16 protein-coding genes are annotated in these 20,900 nt (G+C 65.2%); 5 read left to right on the forward strand and 11 right to left on the reverse strand.

Translation table 11 applies throughout. The annotated features are described in order from the left end of the window. Positions 1 to 2 precede the first annotated feature (2 nt). Positions 3 to 974 carry an ArsR/SmtB family transcription factor gene (locus VR863_RS10660; protein WP_324828445.1) on the reverse strand — a complete coding sequence of 324 codons (972 nt, stop codon included), beginning with the start codon at positions 972 to 974 and terminating at the stop codon, positions 3 to 5. A gap of 132 nt (positions 975 to 1,106) precedes the next feature. Between VR863_RS10660 and VR863_RS10665 the strand changes: the two genes are divergently transcribed. Further along, entirely contained in the window at positions 1,107 to 3,155 is a 2,049-nt protein-coding gene (locus VR863_RS10665; protein ID WP_324828446.1) for a glycoside hydrolase family 3 C-terminal domain-containing protein, read from the forward strand. Here VR863_RS10665 and VR863_RS10670 read toward each other — a convergent pair whose 3' ends face one another. The 8 genes from VR863_RS10670 to VR863_RS10705 are packed head-to-tail and all read right to left on the reverse strand — an operon-like array spanning position 3,156 to position 15,032. After that, positions 3,156 to 4,142, reverse strand: coding sequence for a DUF2891 domain-containing protein (locus tag VR863_RS10670; protein WP_324828447.1), 987 nt, complete (start codon positions 4,140 to 4,142; stop codon positions 3,156 to 3,158). Further along, positions 4,133 to 5,083 carry a DUF979 domain-containing protein gene (locus tag VR863_RS10675; RefSeq protein ID WP_324828448.1) on the reverse strand — a complete coding sequence of 317 codons (951 nt, stop codon included), beginning with the start codon at positions 5,081 to 5,083 and terminating at the stop codon, positions 4,133 to 4,135. Before VR863_RS10675 ends, VR863_RS10670 begins: the two co-directional genes overlap by 10 nt. Then, positions 5,080 to 5,766 (reverse strand): DUF969 domain-containing protein, encoded by a 687-nt coding sequence (locus VR863_RS10680; protein WP_324828449.1) that lies wholly within the window; start codon positions 5,764 to 5,766, stop codon positions 5,080 to 5,082. The genes VR863_RS10675 and VR863_RS10680 overlap by 4 nt, the downstream gene beginning before the upstream one ends. After that, positions 5,763 to 9,341 (reverse strand): hydantoinase B/oxoprolinase family protein, encoded by a 3,579-nt coding sequence (locus VR863_RS10685; protein WP_324828450.1) that lies wholly within the window; start codon positions 9,339 to 9,341, stop codon positions 5,763 to 5,765. The genes VR863_RS10680 and VR863_RS10685 overlap by 4 nt, the downstream gene beginning before the upstream one ends. Before the next feature lie 18 nt (positions 9,342 to 9,359). Continuing rightward, entirely contained in the window at positions 9,360 to 10,436 is a 1,077-nt protein-coding gene (gene galK, locus VR863_RS10690) for a galactokinase (protein WP_324828451.1), read from the reverse strand. Continuing rightward, positions 10,433 to 11,443 (reverse strand): UDP-glucose--hexose-1-phosphate uridylyltransferase, encoded by a 1,011-nt coding sequence (locus VR863_RS10695; RefSeq protein WP_324828452.1) that lies wholly within the window; start codon positions 11,441 to 11,443, stop codon positions 10,433 to 10,435. Before VR863_RS10695 ends, galK begins: the two co-directional genes overlap by 4 nt. Then, on the reverse strand, positions 11,440 to 13,548 hold the full coding sequence (locus VR863_RS10700) for an alpha-galactosidase (protein WP_324828453.1): 2,109 nt from the start codon (positions 13,546 to 13,548) through the stop codon (positions 11,440 to 11,442). The genes VR863_RS10695 and VR863_RS10700 overlap by 4 nt, the downstream gene beginning before the upstream one ends. After that, positions 13,545 to 15,032 (reverse strand): sodium:solute symporter family transporter, encoded by a 1,488-nt coding sequence (locus VR863_RS10705; protein ID WP_324828454.1) that lies wholly within the window; start codon positions 15,030 to 15,032, stop codon positions 13,545 to 13,547. The genes VR863_RS10700 and VR863_RS10705 overlap by 4 nt, the downstream gene beginning before the upstream one ends. A 61-nt stretch (positions 15,033 to 15,093) precedes the next feature. On the opposite strand from VR863_RS10705, the gene VR863_RS10710 reads away from it, so the two are divergent. Genes VR863_RS10710 through VR863_RS10725 form a run of 4 tightly spaced genes read left to right on the forward strand, consistent with a single transcriptional unit; the run spans position 15,094 to position 19,616 of the window. Then, positions 15,094 to 16,989, forward strand: a complete 1,896-nt coding sequence (locus VR863_RS10710; protein ID WP_324828455.1) for a beta-galactosidase — start codon at positions 15,094 to 15,096, stop codon at positions 16,987 to 16,989. 37 nt (positions 16,990 to 17,026) lie between these two features. Further along, positions 17,027 to 17,191 carry a hypothetical protein gene (locus VR863_RS10715; protein WP_324828456.1) on the forward strand — a complete coding sequence of 55 codons (165 nt, stop codon included), beginning with the start codon at positions 17,027 to 17,029 and terminating at the stop codon, positions 17,189 to 17,191. After that, positions 17,167 to 19,257 carry a RelA/SpoT family protein gene (locus VR863_RS10720; RefSeq protein ID WP_324828457.1) on the forward strand — a complete coding sequence of 697 codons (2,091 nt, stop codon included), beginning with the start codon at positions 17,167 to 17,169 and terminating at the stop codon, positions 19,255 to 19,257. Before VR863_RS10715 ends, VR863_RS10720 begins: the two co-directional genes overlap by 25 nt. Further along, a complete protein-coding gene (locus VR863_RS10725) occupies positions 19,254 to 19,616 on the forward strand; it encodes a VOC family protein (RefSeq protein ID WP_324828458.1) in 363 nt (120 codons plus the stop codon). Before VR863_RS10720 ends, VR863_RS10725 begins: the two co-directional genes overlap by 4 nt. Here VR863_RS10725 and VR863_RS10730 read toward each other — a convergent pair. Together VR863_RS10730 and VR863_RS10735 are read right to left on the reverse strand one after the other, a co-directional pair. Next, positions 19,613 to 19,927: a DUF1905 domain-containing protein gene (locus VR863_RS10730; RefSeq protein WP_324828459.1), complete on the reverse strand. Its 315-nt coding sequence runs from the start codon at positions 19,925 to 19,927 to the stop codon at positions 19,613 to 19,615. The genes VR863_RS10725 and VR863_RS10730 overlap by 4 nt on opposite strands. Beyond that, positions 19,924 to 20,892, reverse strand: a complete 969-nt coding sequence (locus tag VR863_RS10735; protein WP_324828460.1) for a peptidylprolyl isomerase — start codon at positions 20,890 to 20,892, stop codon at positions 19,924 to 19,926. Before VR863_RS10735 ends, VR863_RS10730 begins: the two co-directional genes overlap by 4 nt. Positions 20,893 to 20,900 lie beyond the last annotated feature (8 nt).

Genomic DNA, 20,900 nt, shown 5'->3' on the forward strand with positions numbered 1-20,900 from the left:
GCTCACGATGCGGCTCTCCTTTGCTCGGACGCGCGTTCGGCGATCCAAATCTTCACCACGAGCTCGCCATCTTCCAGCGCTGTTGGCGCGCCCGGATCGTACCCGGCGTCCGCCAGCAGGGCTTCCATCTGTCCGTCCTCGAAGCCGAGCCGCGCATGGGCGTGCCGCTCGCGCAGCTCCTCGCGCTGGTGGGCGGCGAAATCCACGATTGCAATGCGTCCGCCGGGGCGCGTCACCCGCGCCGCTTCGGCAAGCGCTGCCGCGGGCAATTGGGCGAAGTGGAGGACCTGGTGAAACAACACGGTGTCGAAGCTTCCGGCGGCAAACGGCAGCGAAGCGAAATCGCCCTGCACCAGTTCGACCCGTTCGGTCGGCAGGTGTTGCAGCTTGGCCCGCGCGACACGCAGCATGGCGAGGCTCTTGTCCAGCGCGACGATATATTCCGCCCGCTCGGCGAAAAGTTCCGCCATCCGCCCCGTGCCGGTCCCAATATCGAGCAGTCGGCCCAACGGAGCGGGGCCGAGGGCGCGGGCCAGCGCCGCCTCGATCACCTCGTCCGAACTGTGCATCCGGCGCAGCTCATCCCAATCATGCGCATGGCCGGCGAAATACGCCTGCGCCTCCGCCTCGCGGTGGCTGCGAATTTCGGCCAGCTTGCGGCGATCCGCTTCGCAGGCATCGCCGAATGCCGCATCTTCGGCTTCCGCTTCGACCAGCAGGTGCGAAATGCCCGCGCAGAGCGAGCGGGCATCGGGGACACCGTTCCCCGCCCGAACGAACGTCCAGCTGCCTTCGCGGCGGCGTTCGGCAAGTCCGGCATCGCACAGGATGCCGATATGGCGCGATACGCGTGGCTGGCTTTGGCCCAGCACCTGCGCGACTTCGCCCACCGCGAGCTCCATCGAGCCGAGCAGGCGCATGATGCGCAGGCGCGTGGGATCGGCCAGCGCGCGGAAGATGGTTTCGGTTCGCATTGAGTGGAGGATATAAAGGTATTTTTATATCTGTAAATCGAATGCGCTCTAGGGCCTCGTGAAGAAAGGCTTTCCGCCAACCGGGACAGTGCAAACGGGATATTTACCATTCTCGGCGATCACGGGCTCGAGATGTCGTCCGGCCCCATCGATCCTGCGCCCGAGCGCGAACGATTCGTCGAGGATCTGCTCGCCTACATGACGCTTGAGGAAAAGGCCGGTCAGCTGGCCCTGGCTCCGCAAGCGTCACCGGGCGAAGACGATCCGTTCCACGACCAGTTGCGACGCGGTCTCCTCAGCGGTGTAGTAGGGCCGATCACGCAGGCCTACGCTCAGAATTTGCAGCGTATCGCGATCGAGGAAACACGCCTTGGCATCCCCCTCTTCATCCTGGCCGACACCGGCGTAGGTCTTCGAACCACCATTCCCGCGCCGGTAAGCGCGGCTGCCAGCTGGGACCCCGAAGCGATCGAGGCCGCCGAACGGCTCGTTGCCGAAGAGGCCGCTGCGCTGGGCGTAAACTGGTCGCTCGCGCCGTCGCCCGCGACCCGCAGCTATCTGGCCCAATCGGGTTTCGAACAATCGAGCGGCGAAGCGGCGCATCTGGCCGAACGCCACGCCATTGCGCGCATCCTGGGACTGCAGTCGGGCGACCGATCGCGGCGGCGACAGATCCTCGCCTGCCTCCAGCTGTCCGCGGCACCAGGCGATGGTCGCACGGCGCAGGGCGGCAGCCTGGCGGCAGACCACCAGGAACGCGTGCGCCTGATCCTCGCCGCGCTCAAGGAAGCGGACCCTGCCAGCCTTGCGCTGGAACGCGCGTCGCGCGAAGCGATGCAGGGCTACACCGCTCAAAGCGATCCCTTCGCCTTTCTCACCCATCCCGGCGGATACGATGGCATCGGCCTGTCCGACTGGGCCTTGATGGCCGAACTGGCTGGACAACATCTGCCCGCCCCGGGATTTGTCGGATTGTCGGTCGAACGGCTTGTCGCTGCGTGCGAGAGCGAACGCATATCGCGCGCCATGCTGGACGACGCGGTGCGACGCGTGCTCGGCGCCAAATTCGATCTCGGCCTGTTTCGCTCATCCTTCGAACCGCAGCGGGAGCAGACGGCGGTTTCGCGCAGCGCCACAGATCCGGCGCTCAATCTGGCGCGCAAATCGATCATCCTGCTGCGCAACAGCCCCCTGATGCTGCCGCTAACCGTGGATTCCGGCGAATTGCTGCTGGTCGGCACGGCGGCGAGCGACCGGTCCCTGCCGATGGGCGGCGAACACGGCGAAGCTTCCAGCCTCGTCGACGGGCTGGATGCGCTGGGCATCGTGCACAAATTCGTCCCCGGCCTGGCCCTGCGGCACGGGCCGGCGGCAATCGATCGCATGATCGATGCAGACCGCATGGCAATCGGCATGGCGGGCGAAGCGGCCAAGCGTTCGCGCACCGTGATCGTGACGCTGGGCGATGTGGTCGGCACCCCCGGAGCGCCGCTGGGCGAAGCGCATCGCACGTTGCTGGAAACGCTGCGCGCCGCCAATCCCAACGTGATTCTGGTCACCCTCGGCCCGCGGCCCATTGACCCCGATGTTGGCGGCGAGCCGCTGCCTTGCGTCGTTCACGCCGGGCTTTTGGGCAGCCGGTCGGGCGATGCCATCGCAGAAATCCTCACCGGCGAAACCGAACCTGTGGCCCGCCTTCCCTATTCCATGCGTACGCGCGATGGCGAAGTGCGCCTGCCGTTCGGTCATGGCCTGTCCTACACCGATTTCGCGCAGACGGACTTCGCGCTTGAGCTGGGCGCCGATCGGGTTGTCGCCAGCACGACCATACGCAACGTGGGCGAGCTTGACGGGAGCCAGTTGCTTCAGCTGTACATCCGTCGCAGCGACGCGCCGGGGCAGCCGGGCCAGCCCGTGCTGCGCGGGTTCCGGCGTATCTTGCTGCCCGCGGGCAGCAAGGGTCGCATGACCTTCGAACTAGGCGCAGCGGAACTGGGCCAATACGATGCCCAGGCCCGCCTTGTCGTGGCCGAGGGCGCGTATGAAATCCGCATCGGGATGAGCGAAAAGCGCGTCCAGGTGGGCGAAATATTCGTGCCCCAGGCGGTTGCCGACGCGATGACCACCGGCCGTGTCCCTGCGGGCGTCACCCTGCCTTTCCAGATCGGAAAAGCTGGCTGATCAATCGGCCAAAAGGGCCAGCAGGGCAAAGCTGGCGAGCCAGTGTTCGCCCATGTAATCGCCCGCGACATGCGGCAGGGCGCTGTCCAGATGGCGCGTGGCGAGGGCATCCATCGCATCGGTCTGCGGGTGCGGCGAAAGTGCGCGCGACAGGCCCGACAGGCACCATGCACGGCTGAGATTGAGCCCGTCGAGATGAGCGATCTTGCCATCGCTGCGGTCGGAAACGAACACCGGTTCGCAATTCCTTTCCATCCATCCGTCATCGATAATCAAGGCTTCGAGCCACGGGGTGAAATCCGACCGGTCGCGGATGCGGCTCATCAGCAAGGCCGCGGTCAGCACCGGGGACAGGAATTCGTCCCCGCCGGGTTCCCAGCCGCGGTAATCGCTACGCCCGGCAAACGCCTGTTCGGCCCACCCTTCGATAGCGGCCGAAAGCCCGGTATCGTGTCGCATCGCCCATTCGTGGGCCAGCACCAGTGCAAACGCGGTGTTGAAGTGCGTGCCCACGGTGATCGGATAGGTCAGCACGCGCAGATAATCGCCAAGGCGCGAAGCGAAGGCACGGGCGAGCGGCTCCAGCCGGGTGCCCCACGCACGGTCCAGGTGCCGCTCGGTCTCCAGATGGAGGTAAAGCAGCCAGGCCCACCCGTAAGGACGTTCGAAACCGCGGGACAGCGGCCGTTCGAGATAGGCCAGTTCGCGTGCCAGCTTTTCCTCGGTAAAGGTGGCGTCGGCCAGCCCGGTAATCTCGCCCGCCTCGGCCATGCGGGGATACAAGCGGCGCAGCGTGAGCAGCGTCCACCAGCCATGCACGCAGCTGTGCCAGTCGAAGCTGCCGAAAAACACCGGATGCAGCGCGCGCGGCGGCAGGACATCGGTATCTTCGCCCATCGCGTGATCCAGCTTGTGCGGGTATTCGCGCGCCACATGGCCCAGCGCGATGCGGGCGAAATTGGCGCCGATGTCTTGCGTCAGTTCCATAACAGGAAGGCCCCCACATAGAGGATTGCAACATTGCACACCCACAGCGGCACCGCCGTTCCGATCTGCTGCCGGATTACCCCGTTCTGATCCTTCAGTTCAAGCAAGGCCGCCGGCACGATGTTGAAATTGGCCGCCATCGGGGTCATCAAGGTCCCGCAGAAACCGGCCAGCATACCGACTGCCCCGATCACGGCCGGGTTGCCGCCGTACTGTTCCACCAGCAGCGGAATTCCGATGGCAGCCGCCATCACGGGAAACGCGGCAAACGCGTTGCCCATGATCATCGTGAACAGCGCCATGCCAAGCGCGAAGACAACCACCGTCACGAAAACGCTGCCTTGCGGGATTATGCCGCCTGCCACGGTGCCGATAATGTCCCCCACCCCGGCAAGCGCGAACACCGCCCCAAGGGCGGCCAGCATCTGCGGCAGGATCGCGGCCCAGCCGATTGAATCCAGCAACCGCCGCCCTTCTTCGGCGGGGGCGAGAATGGGTGGCTTCAGCCAGACCATGGCTGCGGCCAGCGCGAACAGGACCCCGATCCCGAAAAGGATCAGCGTCTCGCGCCGTTCCTCGAACAGCGCTGTCTCGTTCAGCGGGGTATAATTGTAGAGCAGCGTGCCCGCGACCGCGGTGATCGGGACGATGAGCGCCGGGACGAAAAGCCGGTTGCCGAGAAGGGCGGAAAAGTCCAGCCGTTGCCCCGCCGAAGTGGTCGGCGGATCGCTGCGCTTCAGTCCACCTGCGCCGGCAATGGCGACCATGGCCAGAACCAGCAGGCCGTTGACGATGTCGGACACATGGCTGCCCAACAGGAAGCTGGCGGCCAGCAGCGCCCAGAACGCGCCGTTGCCCCATCGCCTGTCGCGCAGGCTGAGCGCCGACCAGATCGCGAAGAACGCCCCGGCAAGGACGTAAAGCCATTCGTACGTGATCATCGCACGCCCCCTCCCGCCGCCGCTTTGCCCAATCGCCTGTCGAGGGCGAGAATACGGCTGCCATGGATCAGGAAGGCGCAGATTGCGGTGGGGATGGCCCAGACGGATAATTGCAGCGGCGTCAGGGGATACCCCGCGCTTTCGAACACCGCCTGGATCAGGAGGATCGAAGCGATGGCGAAGAATATGTCTTCGCCGAAGAACAGGCCGACATTGTCGGTTGCGGCAGCCATGGCCAGCACCTTCTGGCGTTCGTCCTCGGCCAGTTCGCCATGCGATTTTTCCGCCGCCGCCTGCGCCATGGGCGCAACCAGCGGGCGCACGGCTTGCGGGTGGCCGCCGATATCCTTCATGCCGAGCGCCGCCGTCAGTTGCCGAAACGCGAGATAAAGCACGAGCAGCTTGCCCATCGTCGCCCCCCGCACGCCTTCGATCAGGGCGCGAGCGCGCTGCTGCAGGCCATACCGTTCGAGCAGTCCGATGACCGGCAGGATGATCCACGTGACACTGATGTAACGGTTGTCGTTGAACGCCTTGCCCAGTGCCTCGATCACGGAAACCAGATCCAGACCGGCAAGGACGCCCGTGACCAGGGCCGAAAACGCCACAACGAAGAGCGGGTTGAACCGCAGCGCAAAGCCGAAAACGACCAGCGCAATACCCAGCAGCGGCCAGTGATTCATCGCCTTTCCTCCCCGTAACCGCCGCCGCCCGGTGTCAGGATCACGAATGTGTCCCCCGGATGCATCTGCGCCGACCCCGTCGCCCCCAACGTTTCGCACGTGCCATCGGCACGCTCCACCCAATTGCGGCCGGGTGCGGCATCGCCGCCGCCGCAAATTCCTTTAGGCGGTATCCGGCGCCGGTTGGCCAGCATGTTGGCGCGCATGGGTTCGAGGAACGCGATCCGCCGTTCAACCCCGTTGCCGCCGCAATGCGCGCCCCTGCCGCCGGAAGCGGGCCGTATGGCGAAAGCCTCGAGCCTGACCGGAAGCCGCGTTTCGAGGATTTCGGGGTCGGTCAGGCGGCTGTTGGTCATGTGGGTCTGCACCGCGCTGGTCCCGTCATGGTCGGGGCCGGCGCCCGAACCGCCGCAGATCGTTTCGTAATATTGGTGCGCCTCGTTGCCGAAGGTGAAGTTGTTCATCGTGCCTTGGGATGGCGCGAGGCGGCCGGTGGCGGCGAACAACGCGTCGGTCACGACTTGGCTCGTCTCCACATTGCCGGCCACCACGGCAGCACCCGGGCGCGGGTTGAGCATCGAACCGTCTGGAACGACCAATTGCACGGGACGCAGGCATCCGTCGTTCATGGGAATGGTATCGTCCACCAGCGTCCGCAGCACATAGAGCGCCGCTGCCCGCGTGATCGAACGCGGGGCGTTGAAATTGTCCGGCAACTGGCTGCTCGTGCCGGTGAAGTCGAACACGGCCGATCGGTTCTTGCGGTCGATGCGAATGGCAACACAGACCTGTGCGCCGTTGTCCATGGCATAGGTGAAGGCCCCGTCATCAAGCCGATCGAGCAGACGCCGCACGCTTTCTTCCGCGTTGGCGAGGACATGGCCCATGTATGCATCGACCACGGCGCGGCCCTGCTGGCTTGCCGCCTGGACCAGCAATTCCGCCCCGCGTGTGCAAGCGGCCAGCTGCGCGCGCAGATCCGAAAGATTGCGGTCCGGATTGCGTGCCGGAAATGTGCCCTGGGCCAACACCGCGCGCACGGCGGCTTCGCGAAACACGCCGTCTTCCACCATGAGCAGGTTGTCGATCAGCACCCCCTCCTCTTCGATGGTGCGGCTCTCGGGCGGCATCGATCCCGGCGCGATGCCGCCGATGTCCGCGTGGTGGCCGCGTGCCGCGACAAACGCATCCGCCTCGTCGCCCGATTCCCCGTAAAAGACTGGGACGATCACGGTGATGTCGGGAAGGTGGGTTCCACCGCGATAGGGATCGTTGAGGACATAGGCATCCCCGCGCCGGATGCCGCGGCCGTCTCTCCTCTCGCCGCGCGCCTCGATGACCCGCGCGATGCTGTCGCCCATCGACCCGAGGTGAACGGGGATATGCGGCGCGTTGGCGATCAGATTGCCGGCCGCATCGAACAGGGCGCAGGAAAAATCGAGCCGTTCCTTGATATTGACCGACGTCGCCGTGGACTGAAGGACGACCCCCATCTCCTCGGCGATCGCCATGAACAGATTGTTGAAAATCTCCAGCCGGACCGGGTCGACCGTGGTGCCGACCGCACGGTCCCGTTTAAGCGGAGCGGTGCGCGCAAGCAGCAGGCTTCGGTCCGGTGCCAACTGCGCCTGCCAACCGCTGTCGATCACCGTGGTCGATCCCGGGTCGATGATCAGCGACGGGCCAGTGACCTTATCGCCCGGTGAAAGCGCGTTGCGCGAGCGGACGGGCCAGTCGCCCGGAAGAAGGGCGGCGGTTTCGGCAACGGTTTCGGGCGCGGCGTCGGCGTGGACAAGGCCACCCGATGAACCGCTGGCTTCGACGCTTAGAGCCTCCACGATAATGCGCGCTTCTGCGTCCGAATAACCGAACCGCTGTCGGTGCTGCGCGCGGAACGCGGCATCCATGGCGCCCGCATCGCCGCATTCGACCGCGATCACGCTGTCGCTTCCTTCGAAGCGCAGTCGGGCGCGGCGGTCCAGCGCAATGGCGTCCCTGCTCAAACCCTGTTCGACCAAGGCCGCGCATGCCTCGTTTTCGAGCGTGGCCAGTTCATCGGCAAATTCTTCGCCCAGTGGCCGCACCAGGCTCACTTCGCGGATGGCCTTAACCGGGGCAATCCCGATCCCGTACGCCGACAGGATTCCCGCCAGCGGGTGGACCAGGACCGTTTCCATGCCCAGCGCATCGGCGACCTTGCAGGCGTGCTGCCCGCCCGCACCGCCAAAACAGGCGAGCGCATATTCCGTTACATCGTGCCCACGCGCCACGCTGATCTTGCGGATGGCGTTGGCCATGTTGTCGACCGCGATCGCGAGGAAACCCTGCGCGATATCTTCCAGCGATGGTGCGTGCGGCATTGCCGCCGCCACTCCTTCCAGCCGCGCGGTCGCCGCGCCGGCTTCCAGCGGTTCGTCTCCGCCCGGACCGAAAACGCTGGGGAAGAAGGCGGGGTCGATCCGGCCAAGAAACAGATTGCAGTCCGTGACCGTCAACGGGCCGCCCTTGCGGTAACAGGCAGGGCCGGGATTGGCGCCCGCGCTTTCGGGGCCGACGCGGAACCGCGACCCGTCGAACCGGCAGATCGACCCGCCGCCCGCCGCCACCGTGTGGATCTGCATCATGGGGGCAGCCACGCGGACCCCCGCCACCACGCTGTCGCCCGTCAATTCGTACCCGCCGGCGTAATGCGCGACATCGGTGCTGGTCCCGCCCATGTCGAAACCGATCAGCTTGCGGTAACCCAGCGGCTCGCTCGCCGCGACCATGCCCACCACGCCGCCGGCAGGGCCCGAAAGGATTGCATCCTTGCCCCGAAATGCGCCGACTTCGGCCAGTCCGCCGTTGGACTGCATGAAGCGCAGCCGGCCCGTTTCGGGAAGGCTGGCCTGCAAGGTGTCGGTGTAGCGCCGCAGCACCGGCGACAGATAGGCATCCACCACCGTAGTATCGCCGCGCGGCACAAGCCGGATAAGCGGCGCGACCTCGTGACTGACGCTGACCTGGCCAAAGCCGATTTCGCGCGCGATGGCGGCCAGCCGCACTTCGTGGTCCCGATACTTCCAGCCATGCATGAAGACTATGGCAAGCGCATCGAACCCATCCCGCCGCAGCGCCTCGAGATCGGAACGCGCCCGTGCTTCGTCGAGAGGGGTCAGGATTTCGCCCGAGACGGAGACACGTTCCACGATTTCGCACACGCGCGCGGGCAATTGCTCGGGCAGGACGATATGGCGCGCGAAAATCTCGGGCCGCGCCTGGGTACCGATGCGCAAGGCATCGCCAAAGCCGCGCGTGATCGCCAGCGCCAGCCGTTCTCCCTTGCGTTCGAGCAGGGCGTTGGTGGCGACAGTGGTTCCGATCCGCACTTCGTCGATCGGGCCGGCACCGTGGCGATCCATGAGGCGGCGCACCGCTTCGCTGGCGGCATCGGCGTAAATATCGGGGTTTTCGGACAGCAGCTTGTCGGTGACCAGGCGGCCATCGGGCGTGGTTGCGACCACATCGGTGAATGTGCCGCCCCGGTCGATCGCGAAACGCCAGCTTCGCGCCTTGCTGCTGTTGCCGTTTTCCATGGGAACCCTCCTATGCGGTCAATGCACGCGCAGGAAGGTCCGGCCCGAGGCGCGCTCCAGATCGGCCATTCGGCCCGCTTCGAATACCGCGACCACCGCGCCGCCAAAGCCGCCCCCCGTCATCCGCGCGCCGCCCATGGGGCCGATCGCCTGCTGCAATTCGTCGACCACGGTATCGACCGCTGGCACGGACACTTCGAACAGATCGCGCAGCGATGCGTGGCCTGCGCGCAGGATTTCCCCGAACGCGGCAAGATCCCGCGCAGCCAGAGCGGCCGCTGCGGCGCGCGTCCTTGCGATTTCGGCGACGACGTGAAGCGCGCGCTGGCGGGTCACGCCGTCAAGCGCCGATGCTTCGACCTGATGCACGCTGGCATCCCTCAGCGATCCGATGCCCAACGCCGCCGCTGCAGCTTCGCATTGGCGGCGGCGGGTGTTGTATTCGCCATCGACAAGCCCGCGGCTCACACCGCTTTCGGTCACCGCCACGGCCCAGTCCTGCGGCACTTCGCGTTGCTCGAACGAAAGGTCGCGGCAATCGAGCAGCATGGCATGACCGGCCTGCCCGGCAGCGACCGCCATCTGGTCCATGATCCCGCAGGCGACACCGGCCCATTCGTGTTCGGTGCGCTGCGCCGCCTTCGCAAGATCGGCCGGACCCGGATCGGCACCGACCGCATCGGCCAGTGCCCGCCCCACGGCAATGCACAGCGATGCCGAAGACGAAAGCCCCGATCCCCGCGAAAGGTCCCCCGTAATCACCATCCGCAATCCCGAACGGGCAAGGCCGCAGCTGACAATCATCCCGCGGACGTAGGACCGCCAGTCGATCGTTCCGGGTTTTTCCGGGGCCAGCGGGAAACGATCCTCTTGCCCGAAATCGGCGGCCACGACCTCGAACCGGTCAACATCGCCCTTCGACCACGCGGCGGCGGTTCCTTCGCGCACCGGCATCGGCAGCACGAGGCCATCGTTGTAATCCACATGTTCGCCGATCAGGTTGACCCGGCCCGGCGCGAACGAGACCCCTTGCGGTGCAGAACCGAACCGGGCCGCGAACAGGTTTGCGGCCTTTTCTTTCAGTCGGTCGCTCATTCGGCCAGCTCGCGCAGGCGCTGGGCCGCCGCCTCGGGGGTCAGGTCGCGCTGGGTTTCGGCCATCAGCTCGTACCCCACCATGTGTTTGCGGATTTCCGCCGAACGCAGCAGGGGCGGGAAGAAATGGGCGTGCAGCCGCCAATGGGCACAACCCTCGCCCGATCCATGCGGCGCGCCATGCCACCCCATCGAATAGGGAAAATCGGTATCGAACAGCGCATCGTAGGCCGGTAGCAGCGTGCCCAGAATTTCGGCCAGCGCATCGCGGGCCGGACCCGTCAGCTCCTCCAGCCTGCGTACATCGTTTTTTGCGATGACCAGCGTTTCGAAGGGCCAGGCGGCCCAGTGCGGCACGACCGCCAGCCAATGCGAATTGTCTGCAACCACGCGCCGCGCGTCGGCCTGTTCGGCAGCGATGACATCTTCCAGCAGGACCGAGCCGTGCTGATCGAAATGCGCGCGCTGGCAACCATCCTCGCGCGCGACCAGCGTCGGCACGAAATCGCCTGCCCAGACCTGGCCGTGCGGATGCGGCGATGATGCGCCCATCATCGAACCCTTGTTCTCGAATATCTGCACATGCGCCCACTTGTGGCCGAGACTGGCCGAAAGGTCGCACCAGCCGTCGATCACCGCGCGCCGGGCATCGTGGTCCAGCCGCGCCAGCGTGGCCGAATGGTCGGGCGCGTAACAGATGACCCTCGCTTCTCCGCATGCGGGCTCTTCGCGCAGCAGGCCGTCCCGGCGATCGCCGCCGGGTTCCAGCAGCAGGGCGGGAAAGTCGTTCGGGAAAACGAAGGCACCGTCATAATCGGGGTTCCGCGTGCCGCCGACCCGTTCGTTGCCGGGGCAAAGATAGCAGTCGGGATCGTGGCCTGGCCGCTCGACGCTGGCGGCAGGTTTCGTCTCGCCCTGCCACGGGCGTTTCATCCGCTGCGGACTGACGAGCACCCATTCGCCCGTCAGGCGGTTGAGGCGGCGGTGGGGGAAATCGGCATGGGTCATGGCGCAGCCTTCAGGTGATAGATCAACGCGCTTTCCGCGGCGAGAGCGGGAACCGGTAGTCCGGCGGTTGCCAGCCAGCTGCCGCTGAACCGGTGGGGTGCCCCGCGCATGGCCGCAACGCCGGGCGCCGCGCGTGGGGTCAACACGCCGCTGCGCCCTGCATGACGCAGCAGCTGCACGTCCCAGTCGCGCGCCTGTGCGAACGGCAGCACAACCGGCTGCGCGCGGCGGTTGGCACCGTGATCGCGCCGTATCAGCCACAGCACCATTTCATCCGCAGTGCCCTGCGCTTGCCAGACCAGCCCGTCATCCGCTTCGCCCAGCACCACGCGGCCACCATGGATCACGCCGCGCCATTGTTTGTAGAACGCGATCCAGCGGGCCAGCTTTTCGCGGTCGTCGGGTTCCATCGCGGCGGGATCGAGTTCGACCCCAAGATGGCCCTGGCAGGCAATTGCGGCGCGAAAATCGAGCGACTGGGCGCGCCCCGTGGCATGGCTGGGGCTGGCACCGACGTGCGACCCCATGACCGTTGGCGGCATGAAGGCAAGGAAGCCCCTTTGCATCGGAACCCGCGCCACGGCGTCGATATTGTCGCTGGTCCAGAAGCGGTGCGTGTAGGCAGCGATACCGGCATCGATCCTGCCCCCGCCGCCCGCGCAGCTTTCGATTTCGACATCGGGGTGCGCGGCGCGCAGGCGTTCCAGCAAGGCGTACGCGCCGTGAACCTGCGCGGCGCCGCCCGATGGCGCGTGATCGCGGTTGTGGTCCCATTTCAAATAGGAGATCGGCGCATCGCCGAGCAGCGCGTCGAGGCAGGCGAACAGGTAATCGCGCACATCGGCGCGCCGCATGTCGAGCACCAGCTGGTTGCGCGCAGTAGGCCGGTCCCGCCCCTCCAGCGCCAGGACCCAGTCCGGATGTTCGCGGTAGAGATCGCTGTCGGGGTTGACCATTTCGGGTTCGACCCACAGGCCGAACTGCATTCCCAACCCGCGGACCTTTTGCGCCAGAGGCTTCAGGCCCCGCGGATATTTGCGAACGTCGGGCGTCCAGTCGCCCAGTCCCGCCCGATCGTGATCGCGCCCCCTGAACCAGCCATCGTCGAGGACGAAACGCTCTATCCCGATCCCGGCCGCCGCTTCGGCAAGCGCGCCGATGCGTGCCTCATCGTGCGAGAAATAGACCGCTTCCCAGCTGTTGAGATGAACCGGACGCGGTGCCATCGCGCCGCCCGCCCATGCGATCCTTTCGCCAAGCGCCCCGTGCATCTGCGCCATGGTCTCGTTGCGGCCGTTTGACGAAATCGCCACCAGCAGCGTTGGCGCTGAAAACCCTTCTCCCGGCGCAAGTCGGACCTCGCCGGGCTGCAGGACCGCTTCGGCCATGCAGGTCCAGAACCCTTCATCGTCACGCTCGATGCCTATCCTTGAATCGCCCGACCAGGCGATCTGCATGGCGATGGCAAGGCCCGAATGCCAGCCGGCATCCTTGCCCAGAACATAGCAGCCGCACGGCCCGCCGTGGCCGGTTAGCCCCCTGCGCGTTTCGCGGGACCAACCATGCTCGGGCATGGCCTCCCGGCATTCGGCAAGTTCGGCGTTGTGACGGCCGCGCCATGACACGATCTGCTGCGACGATGCCGGCAGCGGGAAAATCGCGCTGGCCAGCCGGTCGACCGCGATGGGCCGTGTGCCCTCGTTGGTGATGGCCGTGGAAACTTCCAGCGCACCGCTCGACAGCCTGCGAAAGCACACGGTTGCGGCGATCCGCGAAAGACTGTCCCGGGCATGCAGGACCAGCCGGTCTTCCCCATCATCGACCGTGCACGTGTCGAAGGACACGGGGATCAACGCGCCTTCTGCATCGCCCACCGTCAGCGCGGACGGCCCGAACCAGCCGAGGCCGGGGACGGGAAAGGCATCCATTGCGTAATCGCCATCGAGCGAGAACGTGGCGCTGCCCCGCAAATCCGCGAGCGGCGGCAGCCGTCCGGCATCGACCCGCGCGCCAAGATGACGCCACACCGGGACCGGGCGGGGGCCTTGCTCGAGAACAAGGCTCCATTCCGGGCCATGCAGCGCGATCAGCGACGCGTCGCTCATGCCCGGGCCCTTTCCTCCTCGGCCCCGCGGAACAGCGCGAGGCCGATCCATTCGGCACGCCGACCAAGAGCCACGCGGTTGAACGCCAGCGCCGCCGCGACCGACGTGAACAGCGTGATGACCATGAAGTCGATATAATGGAGGCCGACAGCGCCCGAAAAGCCATCGTTGAAGGTGTATGCCGCATAGAGCCCGATGCCCCACACCACGCCCGCGATGGCCGATCGCGCCGCGACATTGCGGAACAGCAAGCCGACGATAAAGGCCGACAGGATCGGCATGGACGACAGCCCGTTCAGCTGCTGGAGCAGATTGATGATGCTGTCCGCGTTCTGGTACATCGGCACCAGCATGATCGCCATCGCCGTGGCCAGCGTGCTCATCACCGCACCAAGCTTCCAGTGGTTCTGGACCTTGCCCACGAATTGTTCGTGAAAGTCGACCGAATACAGCGCGACGGTGGAATTCAGCACTGCGCTGAAGGTGGTGATCACCGCGGCGGCAACCATTGCCGCAAAGGCACCGGACAGCCAGCTTGGCAGCACTTCGGCGACCAGCCGGCCATAGGCGGCATCACCCACATCGCCGAACAGCTTGTAGGCAACTACCCCGGGCACCACCACGATCGGCGGGACCACCAGGATGCGGATGGCGGCGGCAACGAAAACGCCCTTTTGCGCTTCCTTGACGTTTGGCGCGGCCATCGCCTTCTGGGTGATGTTCTGGTTGGTCGACCAGTAGAATATCTGGATGAAGGCCATGCCCGTAAACAGCGTGTGGAAGGGGATCGGGCTGTCGGTTGCGCCCACCATGGTCAACCGTTCGGGGGGCACGCCGGTAACGATGTCGAAATCGACCGCGGCCAGGGCGAGGAACACGATCACCAGCGCCAGGAACAGGATTCCGATGCCGGAGAACGTGTCCATTACGGCCACGGCCCGCAGTCCGCCAAAGATCGTGTACGCCGCACCGATCAGCGCCAGTCCGACCGAAAAAACGATCAGCGGAATACCGGTTCCGAACAGCGATTGCAGGAACAGGCCGCCCGAATACAGCGCTGCGGGCAGGTAGATGAGGATATTGCCGGCGAGAAATATGCCCGAAATCAGCGTGCGGATCGAACGCCCGTCATAGCGGCGCTCAAGCAGTTCGGTGACGGTGGTGCAATTGTAGCGGTAGTAAAGCGGTACGAAAACGAAGGCCAGGGCCATCAGCCCAACGAAGCCGGCAATTTCCCACCACGCGAGAAGCAGCATCTGATTGCCGTTCATGCCGACAAGCTGGTCGGTCGACAGGTTCGTGAGCGTGATCGAACCGGCCACGAAGAACCACGTCAGCCCCTTGCCCGCGAGGTAGACGTCCTTTTCCGATCCGTCGCGCCTGGCGCTGCGAACTTTCCACCACGTCAGCACGCCGACAAAGGCCGTGAGGCCGGCGAACACGATCAACTGAATCGCGCTGCCGAAGTTCGCCGTATCGTACATTCTCGACCCCTCTCCGAAATCCGCTGGCATCAATCGCACAATCGGCGATAGACGCAAGGCGATGGAACTGGGCGTCTGCTATTATCCCGAACACTGGCCGGAAAGCCGGTGGCCCGAAGATGCGCGGCTGATGGTGCAGGCGGGCCTGACGCGGGTGCGCATCGGTGAATTCGCGTGGAGCCGGATCGAACCGGAACAGGGCCGCTTCGACTGGGGCTGGCTGGACCGGGCGATCGACGTGCTGCACGGCGCTGGGCTTGGCATCATCATGGGCACACCCACCGCCACCCCGCCCAAGTGGATCGTCGATGCCATGCCGGACATGGTCGCCATCGACCGTGACGGGAAGCCGCGCGGGTTCGGATCGCGGCGGCATTACTGCTTCAGCCACACAGGATACGCCCGCGAGGCGGCCCGCATCACCCGCGCGGTGGCCGAACGCTACGGGTCGCATCCCGGTGTCGTCGCCTGGCAGACGGACAACGAATACGGGTGCCACGATACCGCGCAGAGTTTCTCGTCCGCCGCGCGCGCAGCATTCCGCCGCTGGTTGGCGGACCGGTACGGCACCGCCTTGAGCCTCAACCAGGCGTGGGGCAATGTCTTCTGGTCGATGGAATATCGCAGTTTCGACGAAATCGACCTGCCCAATCTGACCGTGACCGAAGCAAACCCGGCGCATTGGCTGGCCTTCCGCCGCTTTTCGTCCGACCAGGTGGTCGCCTTCAACAGGGCGCAGGTGGAAATTCTGCGCCAATGCAGTCCGGGCCGCGACATCACCCACAACGCGATGGGATTTTATACCGGCTACGATCACCACGATCTTGCCGCCGATCTCGATGTGCTCGGGTGGGACAGCTATCCGCTTGGCTTCCTCGAAATGTTCCGCTTCAGCGAGGACGACAAGCGTCGCTTCGCCCACCAGGGGCACCCCGACATCGCGGCCTTCCACCACGATCTGTATCGCGGCTGCGCGAGGGGTGGGCGTTGGTCGGTGCTGGAACAGCAGCCGGGGCCGGTCAACTGGGCGCGTCACAATCCCGCGCCGCTTCCCGGAATGGTCAGGCTGTGGACGCTGGAAGCCTATGCCCACGGTGCCGAACTGGTCAGTTATTTTCGCTGGCGCCAGTTCCCGCAGGCGCAGGAACAGATGCACGCAGGGCTTCTTCGGCCCGACGCCAGCCCGGCCCCTGCCTTGGCCGAAGCGCGCGCTGCGGCGGACGATCTCGCCACGCTCACGGGCGGTGCGCCGGCAAAGCAGGCCGCCGTGATCTTTTCCTACCCCGCCGAATGGATGACGCAGATCCAGCCGCAGGGCGATGGCAAATCCGCGCTTTGGGCGGCTTTCAACTGCTATTCGGCGCTGCGGCGCCTTGGGCTCAACGTCGATATCCTTTCGCCCGACGCCAATCTCGATGGCTATGCGCTGGTGATCGTACCGTGCCTGCCGATCGTGCCCGACGCGCTGGTTGCCAGCCTGCAAGGCTTCAAGGGCGAAGTTGTCATCGGTCCGCGCAGCGGATCGCGCGGCGATGATTTTGCCATTCCTCCAACGCTCGCCCCCGGAAAGCTGGAACAGCTCGTCGCAGGGCGCGTGGTGCTGAGCGAAAGCTGGCGCCCCGGCCTTGGCATCGAGGGCGAAGGCTGGCTGGCGACCGGCTGGTTCGACCATCTCGAAGGCGAAGCCACACCCGACATGACGGGCATCGACGGGCGGGTCGCCTGCTGGAAGCATGGCCGCGTCCGCTATGCCGCCTGCTGGCCCGAAGGCAGCTTCATCGAAGCCGTGGTCGAACGCGCGGCGCGCGACGCCGGCCTGCCTGCCGAACCCCTGCCCGACCATATCCGCCATCGCCGCCGCGGCGACACCCTGTTCGCCTTCGATTATGAGAGCGCAGAGGTATCCATTACTTGCGGCAAGGATGGCAGCGGGCGCGGGTCTTCTGCTGACCGGTGATTGCGGCAATCCCTTCGATTTGCGTGCCCGTTTTGTAATGCCCGATGCAGGCGGCCATGCCGGGCGGTTGCATCACCCCGGCACGCATCGCGCGAAATTGGGAAAATTCTGGCGGAATGTCGCGCCGATCGCCGGAAATACCTTGCCCCTTGGTGGCGATCCGCACATTTATGACGGATGCTGCGTCAGTACGAACTCGTAGAGCGGGTCAAGGAATACGACCCCGACGCCGACGAGGCGCTGCTTAACCGTGCCTATGTCTATACGGTGCAGAAGCACGGCACCCAGACCCGCGCCAGCGGCGATCCCTATTTCAGCCATCCTGTCGAAGTCGCCGGTTTGATGACCGACCTGAAGCTCGACCAGGAAACGATCATGACCGCGCTGCTCCACGATACGGTGGAAGACACGCTGGCGACGATCGAGGACATCGAAGCCAACTTCGGAACCGACGTTGCAAGGCTGGTCGACGGCGTGACCAAGCTGTCCAAGATCGAGCAGATGCCGGAAAACGAACGCGCGGCGGAAAACCTGCGCAAGTTCCTGCTGGCGATGAGCGAGGATATCCGCGTTCTGATGGTCAAGCTGGGCGACCGGCTGCACAACATGCGCACACTCCATTTCATCAAGAACCCGGAGAAGCGCCAGCGCATCGCGCGCGAGACGATGGATATCTATGCCCCGCTGGCCGAACGCGTGGGCATGTACGAATATATGCGCGAAATGCAGATGCTCGCCTTCGAACAGATCGAGCCTGAAGCGTTCGCGACCATCAATCACCGGCTAGAACAGATCCGCGCCGAAGACGGCGGGCAAGTGGATGCCATCGCGCTCGACATGAAGCATGCGCTGGCGGAAGCAGGGATAGCCACCGAAGTGTCGGGCCGCGAGAAGCACCCCTATTCGATCTGGCGCAAGATGGCCGAACGGCACGTCAGCTTCGAGCAGGTGACCGACATCATGGCCTTTCGCGTCATCACGGAAGACATCGCGGGCTGTTATCGCGCGCTGGGTGTCCTGCACACGACGTGGCAGTTCCTGCCCGGCAAGTTCAAGGATTACATCTCGACACCCAAGAACAACGGGTATCGCAGCCTCCACACATCGTTGATCTACGGCAAGTCGATGCGCGTCGAGGTGCAGATCCGCACGCGCGAGATGCACCGGCTGAACGAATTCGGTTTTGCCGCGCACTGGGCCTACAAGCAAGGCAACCGTCCCGATGGCCAGGTTGGCTGGTTGCGCGACCTGATCGAAATCGTCGATGCCAGCCACGATCCCGAAGAACTGCTCGAACACACGCGCATGGCGATCTACCAGGATCGCATCTTCGCCTTCACCCCCAAAGGCGCGCTGTTTCAGCTTCCCAAGGGGTCCACTCCGGTCGATTTTGCTTTTGCCGTTCACACCGATCTGGGCGCGCAAACCGTGGGGTCGAAAATCAACGGGCGGCACATGCCGCTGCGGACCCAGCTCCAGAACGGCGACGTGGTGGAGATCATCAAGAGCGACAACGCCGACCCGCAGATGAGCTGGCTGGGTTTCGTGGTGACCGGCAAGGCGCGCGCCGCGATCCGCCGGGCGGTGCGGCTCAAGGAACGCGCCGAAGTGGCCGAAATCGGCAAGAAGCTGTTCGATGAAATCGCGCTTCGCGTGCCCGCCAAGATCGGCAAGAAGGCCACCCGCGAAGCGATCAAGCGGCTGGAGATGGAAGAAGAGGAAGACCTCTATTACGCCATCGGGTCCGCTACCATCGGCGACCGCGAAGTCATGGAAGCGCTGGTCCCCGGATGTACGGCCGAACTGGACGACGAACTCGACTGGACCAAAAGCGGCAAGGCTCTGTCGATCCGCGGCCTCACACCCGGCGTGGGATTCCAGCTGGCAGAATGCTGCCATCCGGTTCCGGGCGATCGGATCGTGGGCCTTCGCAAACCCAACGAGGGGGTCGAAGTGCACGCGATCGATTGCCATCAGCTGGCCAGCGGCATCGATAACGACTGGCTTGACCTGTCATGGGGCAAGCGTTCGCGCGGCGCCGTGGGCCGCATGCGTGTGACTTTGTACGACCGGCCGGGCACACTGGCGGAAATGGCGGGCATCTTCGCGCAGAACCACGTCAACGTGAAAAGCCTCGAGCAGACACAGCTCGACCACCCGTTCACCACCTACGAAGTCGATCTCGAGGTGCAGGATCTTGCGCACATAAGCCGCATCCTCAGTGCACTTCGGGCCAGCGATTCCGTCGCCCAGGCGGAACGCGTGTGACGATCGTCGGCATCGATCACGTCCAGCTCGCCATGCCGCATGGCGGCGAGGCGCACGCGCGCCGTTTCTGGACCAGCGTCATGGGGCTGACCGAAGTGGTCAAACCCGCGCATCTTGCGGTGAACGGGGGCTGCTGGTTCGAAGGCCGCGGGGTGGCCATCCATTGCGGCGTGGAAGACGGGTTCCTCCCCGCCCGACGCGCGCATCCCGCGCTGCTCGTCGACGACCTTGCCGCACTGGAAATCGCCTTGGCCAAGGCAGGCATTCCGTTCAAGCCGGGCAAGCCGCTGGATGGGTACCGGAGGGGCGACATCGCCGATCCCTTCGGCAACCGCATCGAATTGATGCAGCGGGTCTAAAGCAGCTCCAGCTTCACCTGCGCCCTGTCTCCGGCGACGAGATCTTCGGCCTTGAGCACTTTCTTGCCCACCAGCAGCCACCATTCGCCGGTCTTCGATGGAAAGACCGATGTCTTCCATCCTGTGTCGCCGATGCGCGCCATCACCTTGACCGAGCCGAACCCGCGCCTGCCGCCGAATTCGAGGTGGCGAAGGCGTTCGTGCATGGTGATCGCTTCGGCCTCCCCTCCGCCCACGGTGACTATGTGATAGACCGCCTTTTCGCCCTGCCAGCACCCGATTTCGGCGGAAAAGGCGATCTGCTCGATCACTGTCCGGTGCGGCGTACCGGGACCGGGATATTGCAGATGTCCGCCCCGCCCGCAGGCACGATGAAAAACGGATCGCGGCGGTTGGCGCGCGCGTCGGCATAGCGGGCGAAGGTCTCGCCATCGGTCGAAAGGTATTCGAACGCCGGGCGCTCGGCCTCGGCCAGGTCGCTGGCTACGCGCACTGTCAGGATCGGCGTGCGCTTGTCCGCCTCCTGGGCCGAATAGAAGCCCAGATCGCCCGTTCCGCGCGGCAGGGAGGAGAGATGCTCCATCCCCTCCACGATCCGCCCGACCAGCGCGATATTGCGGTCGAGATGCCTCGGCGCGTGGCCGATCACGGTGTAGAGTTCGGCGCCCGAACCGGTGTCCGGCGAGTAGTTGCGGCCAACGCCGACCATGCCGTAGCAGTGGGTGGGCCATGCCCTGTATTGATTGGAATGCACGGTTTCCTGAAGCGCCCCCATCGGCCATCCACCGATCAGTGCACTCCATCCACTGTAGGGATCGGGATATCTGGTCCGCGCAAGCAGGTCGTCACTCCGGATCGCTTGAACATATTCGCTCTCGTCCATCACCCGCAGCCCTTCGGGCAGCAGCTTCGGTTCGCCTTCTGCCTCGGGGTTGTCGTAATTGAGATCCCCCCACTGGACGACGTAATTGTCCTGCACGCGGTTGACGCTGATGCCGTCATACCACTTGGCCCGCGCGAGCGTGCGGATGTTCTCGACCCAGCCTTGCGAGAACGGCGCGGGCATGAGCTGGATCACGACCTTGCGTTCCTTTCCCTCGGCATCGGGAGCGAGGGTCATCACCACCAGGTCCTCCGCGGCGATCGCCACCCATTCATCCGGTTCCGCCTGCGCCACGATCTCGTTCGGTGAAGGCGCACCTTGCGGCTCCTCCTGCGCAGCGGCGGGTGCGGTCAGCGCAAGCAGCGCGGCGAGCGTAAGGATGGGTTTGGTCATGGCCTTGT

It is taken from the genome of Qipengyuania zhejiangensis (assembly GCF_035607565.1).
Classification (GTDB): Bacteria; Pseudomonadota; Alphaproteobacteria; order Sphingomonadales; family Sphingomonadaceae; genus Qipengyuania; species Qipengyuania zhejiangensis.

What these genes read in the sequence shown, in the direction of transcription:
- VR863_RS10670 (WP_324828447.1), bottom strand. Translation starts at nt 4,142, where the DNA reads ATGGAACTGACGCAAGACATCGGCGCCAATTTCGCCCGCATCGCGCTG.
- VR863_RS10675 (WP_324828448.1), bottom strand. Translation starts at nt 5,083, where the DNA reads ATGATCACGTACGAATGGCTTTACGTCCTTGCCGGGGCGTTCTTCGCG.
- VR863_RS10700 (WP_324828453.1), bottom strand. Translation starts at nt 13,548, where the DNA reads ATGAGCGACGCGTCGCTGATCGCGCTGCATGGCCCGGAATGGAGCCTT.
- VR863_RS10660 (WP_324828445.1), bottom strand. Translation starts at nt 974, where the DNA reads ATGCGAACCGAAACCATCTTCCGCGCGCTGGCCGATCCCACGCGCCTG.
- VR863_RS10680 (WP_324828449.1), bottom strand. Translation starts at nt 5,766, where the DNA reads ATGAATCACTGGCCGCTGCTGGGTATTGCGCTGGTCGTTTTCGGCTTT.
- galK (WP_324828451.1), bottom strand. Translation starts at nt 10,436, where the DNA reads ATGAGCGACCGACTGAAAGAAAAGGCCGCAAACCTGTTCGCGGCCCGG.
- VR863_RS10665 (WP_324828446.1), top strand. Translation starts at nt 1,107, where the DNA reads ATGTCGTCCGGCCCCATCGATCCTGCGCCCGAGCGCGAACGATTCGTC.
- VR863_RS10720 (WP_324828457.1), top strand. Translation starts at nt 17,167, where the DNA reads ATGCTGCGTCAGTACGAACTCGTAGAGCGGGTCAAGGAATACGACCCC.
- VR863_RS10685 (WP_324828450.1), bottom strand. Translation starts at nt 9,341, where the DNA reads ATGGAAAACGGCAACAGCAGCAAGGCGCGAAGCTGGCGTTTCGCGATC.
- VR863_RS10705 (WP_324828454.1), bottom strand. Translation starts at nt 15,032, where the DNA reads ATGTACGATACGGCGAACTTCGGCAGCGCGATTCAGTTGATCGTGTTC.
- VR863_RS10710 (WP_324828455.1), top strand. Translation starts at nt 15,094, where the DNA reads ATGGAACTGGGCGTCTGCTATTATCCCGAACACTGGCCGGAAAGCCGG.
- VR863_RS10715 (WP_324828456.1), top strand. Translation starts at nt 17,027, where the DNA reads ATGCCCGATGCAGGCGGCCATGCCGGGCGGTTGCATCACCCCGGCACG.
- VR863_RS10735 (WP_324828460.1), bottom strand. Translation starts at nt 20,892, where the DNA reads ATGACCAAACCCATCCTTACGCTCGCCGCGCTGCTTGCGCTGACCGCA.
- VR863_RS10695 (WP_324828452.1), bottom strand. Translation starts at nt 11,443, where the DNA reads ATGACCCATGCCGATTTCCCCCACCGCCGCCTCAACCGCCTGACGGGC.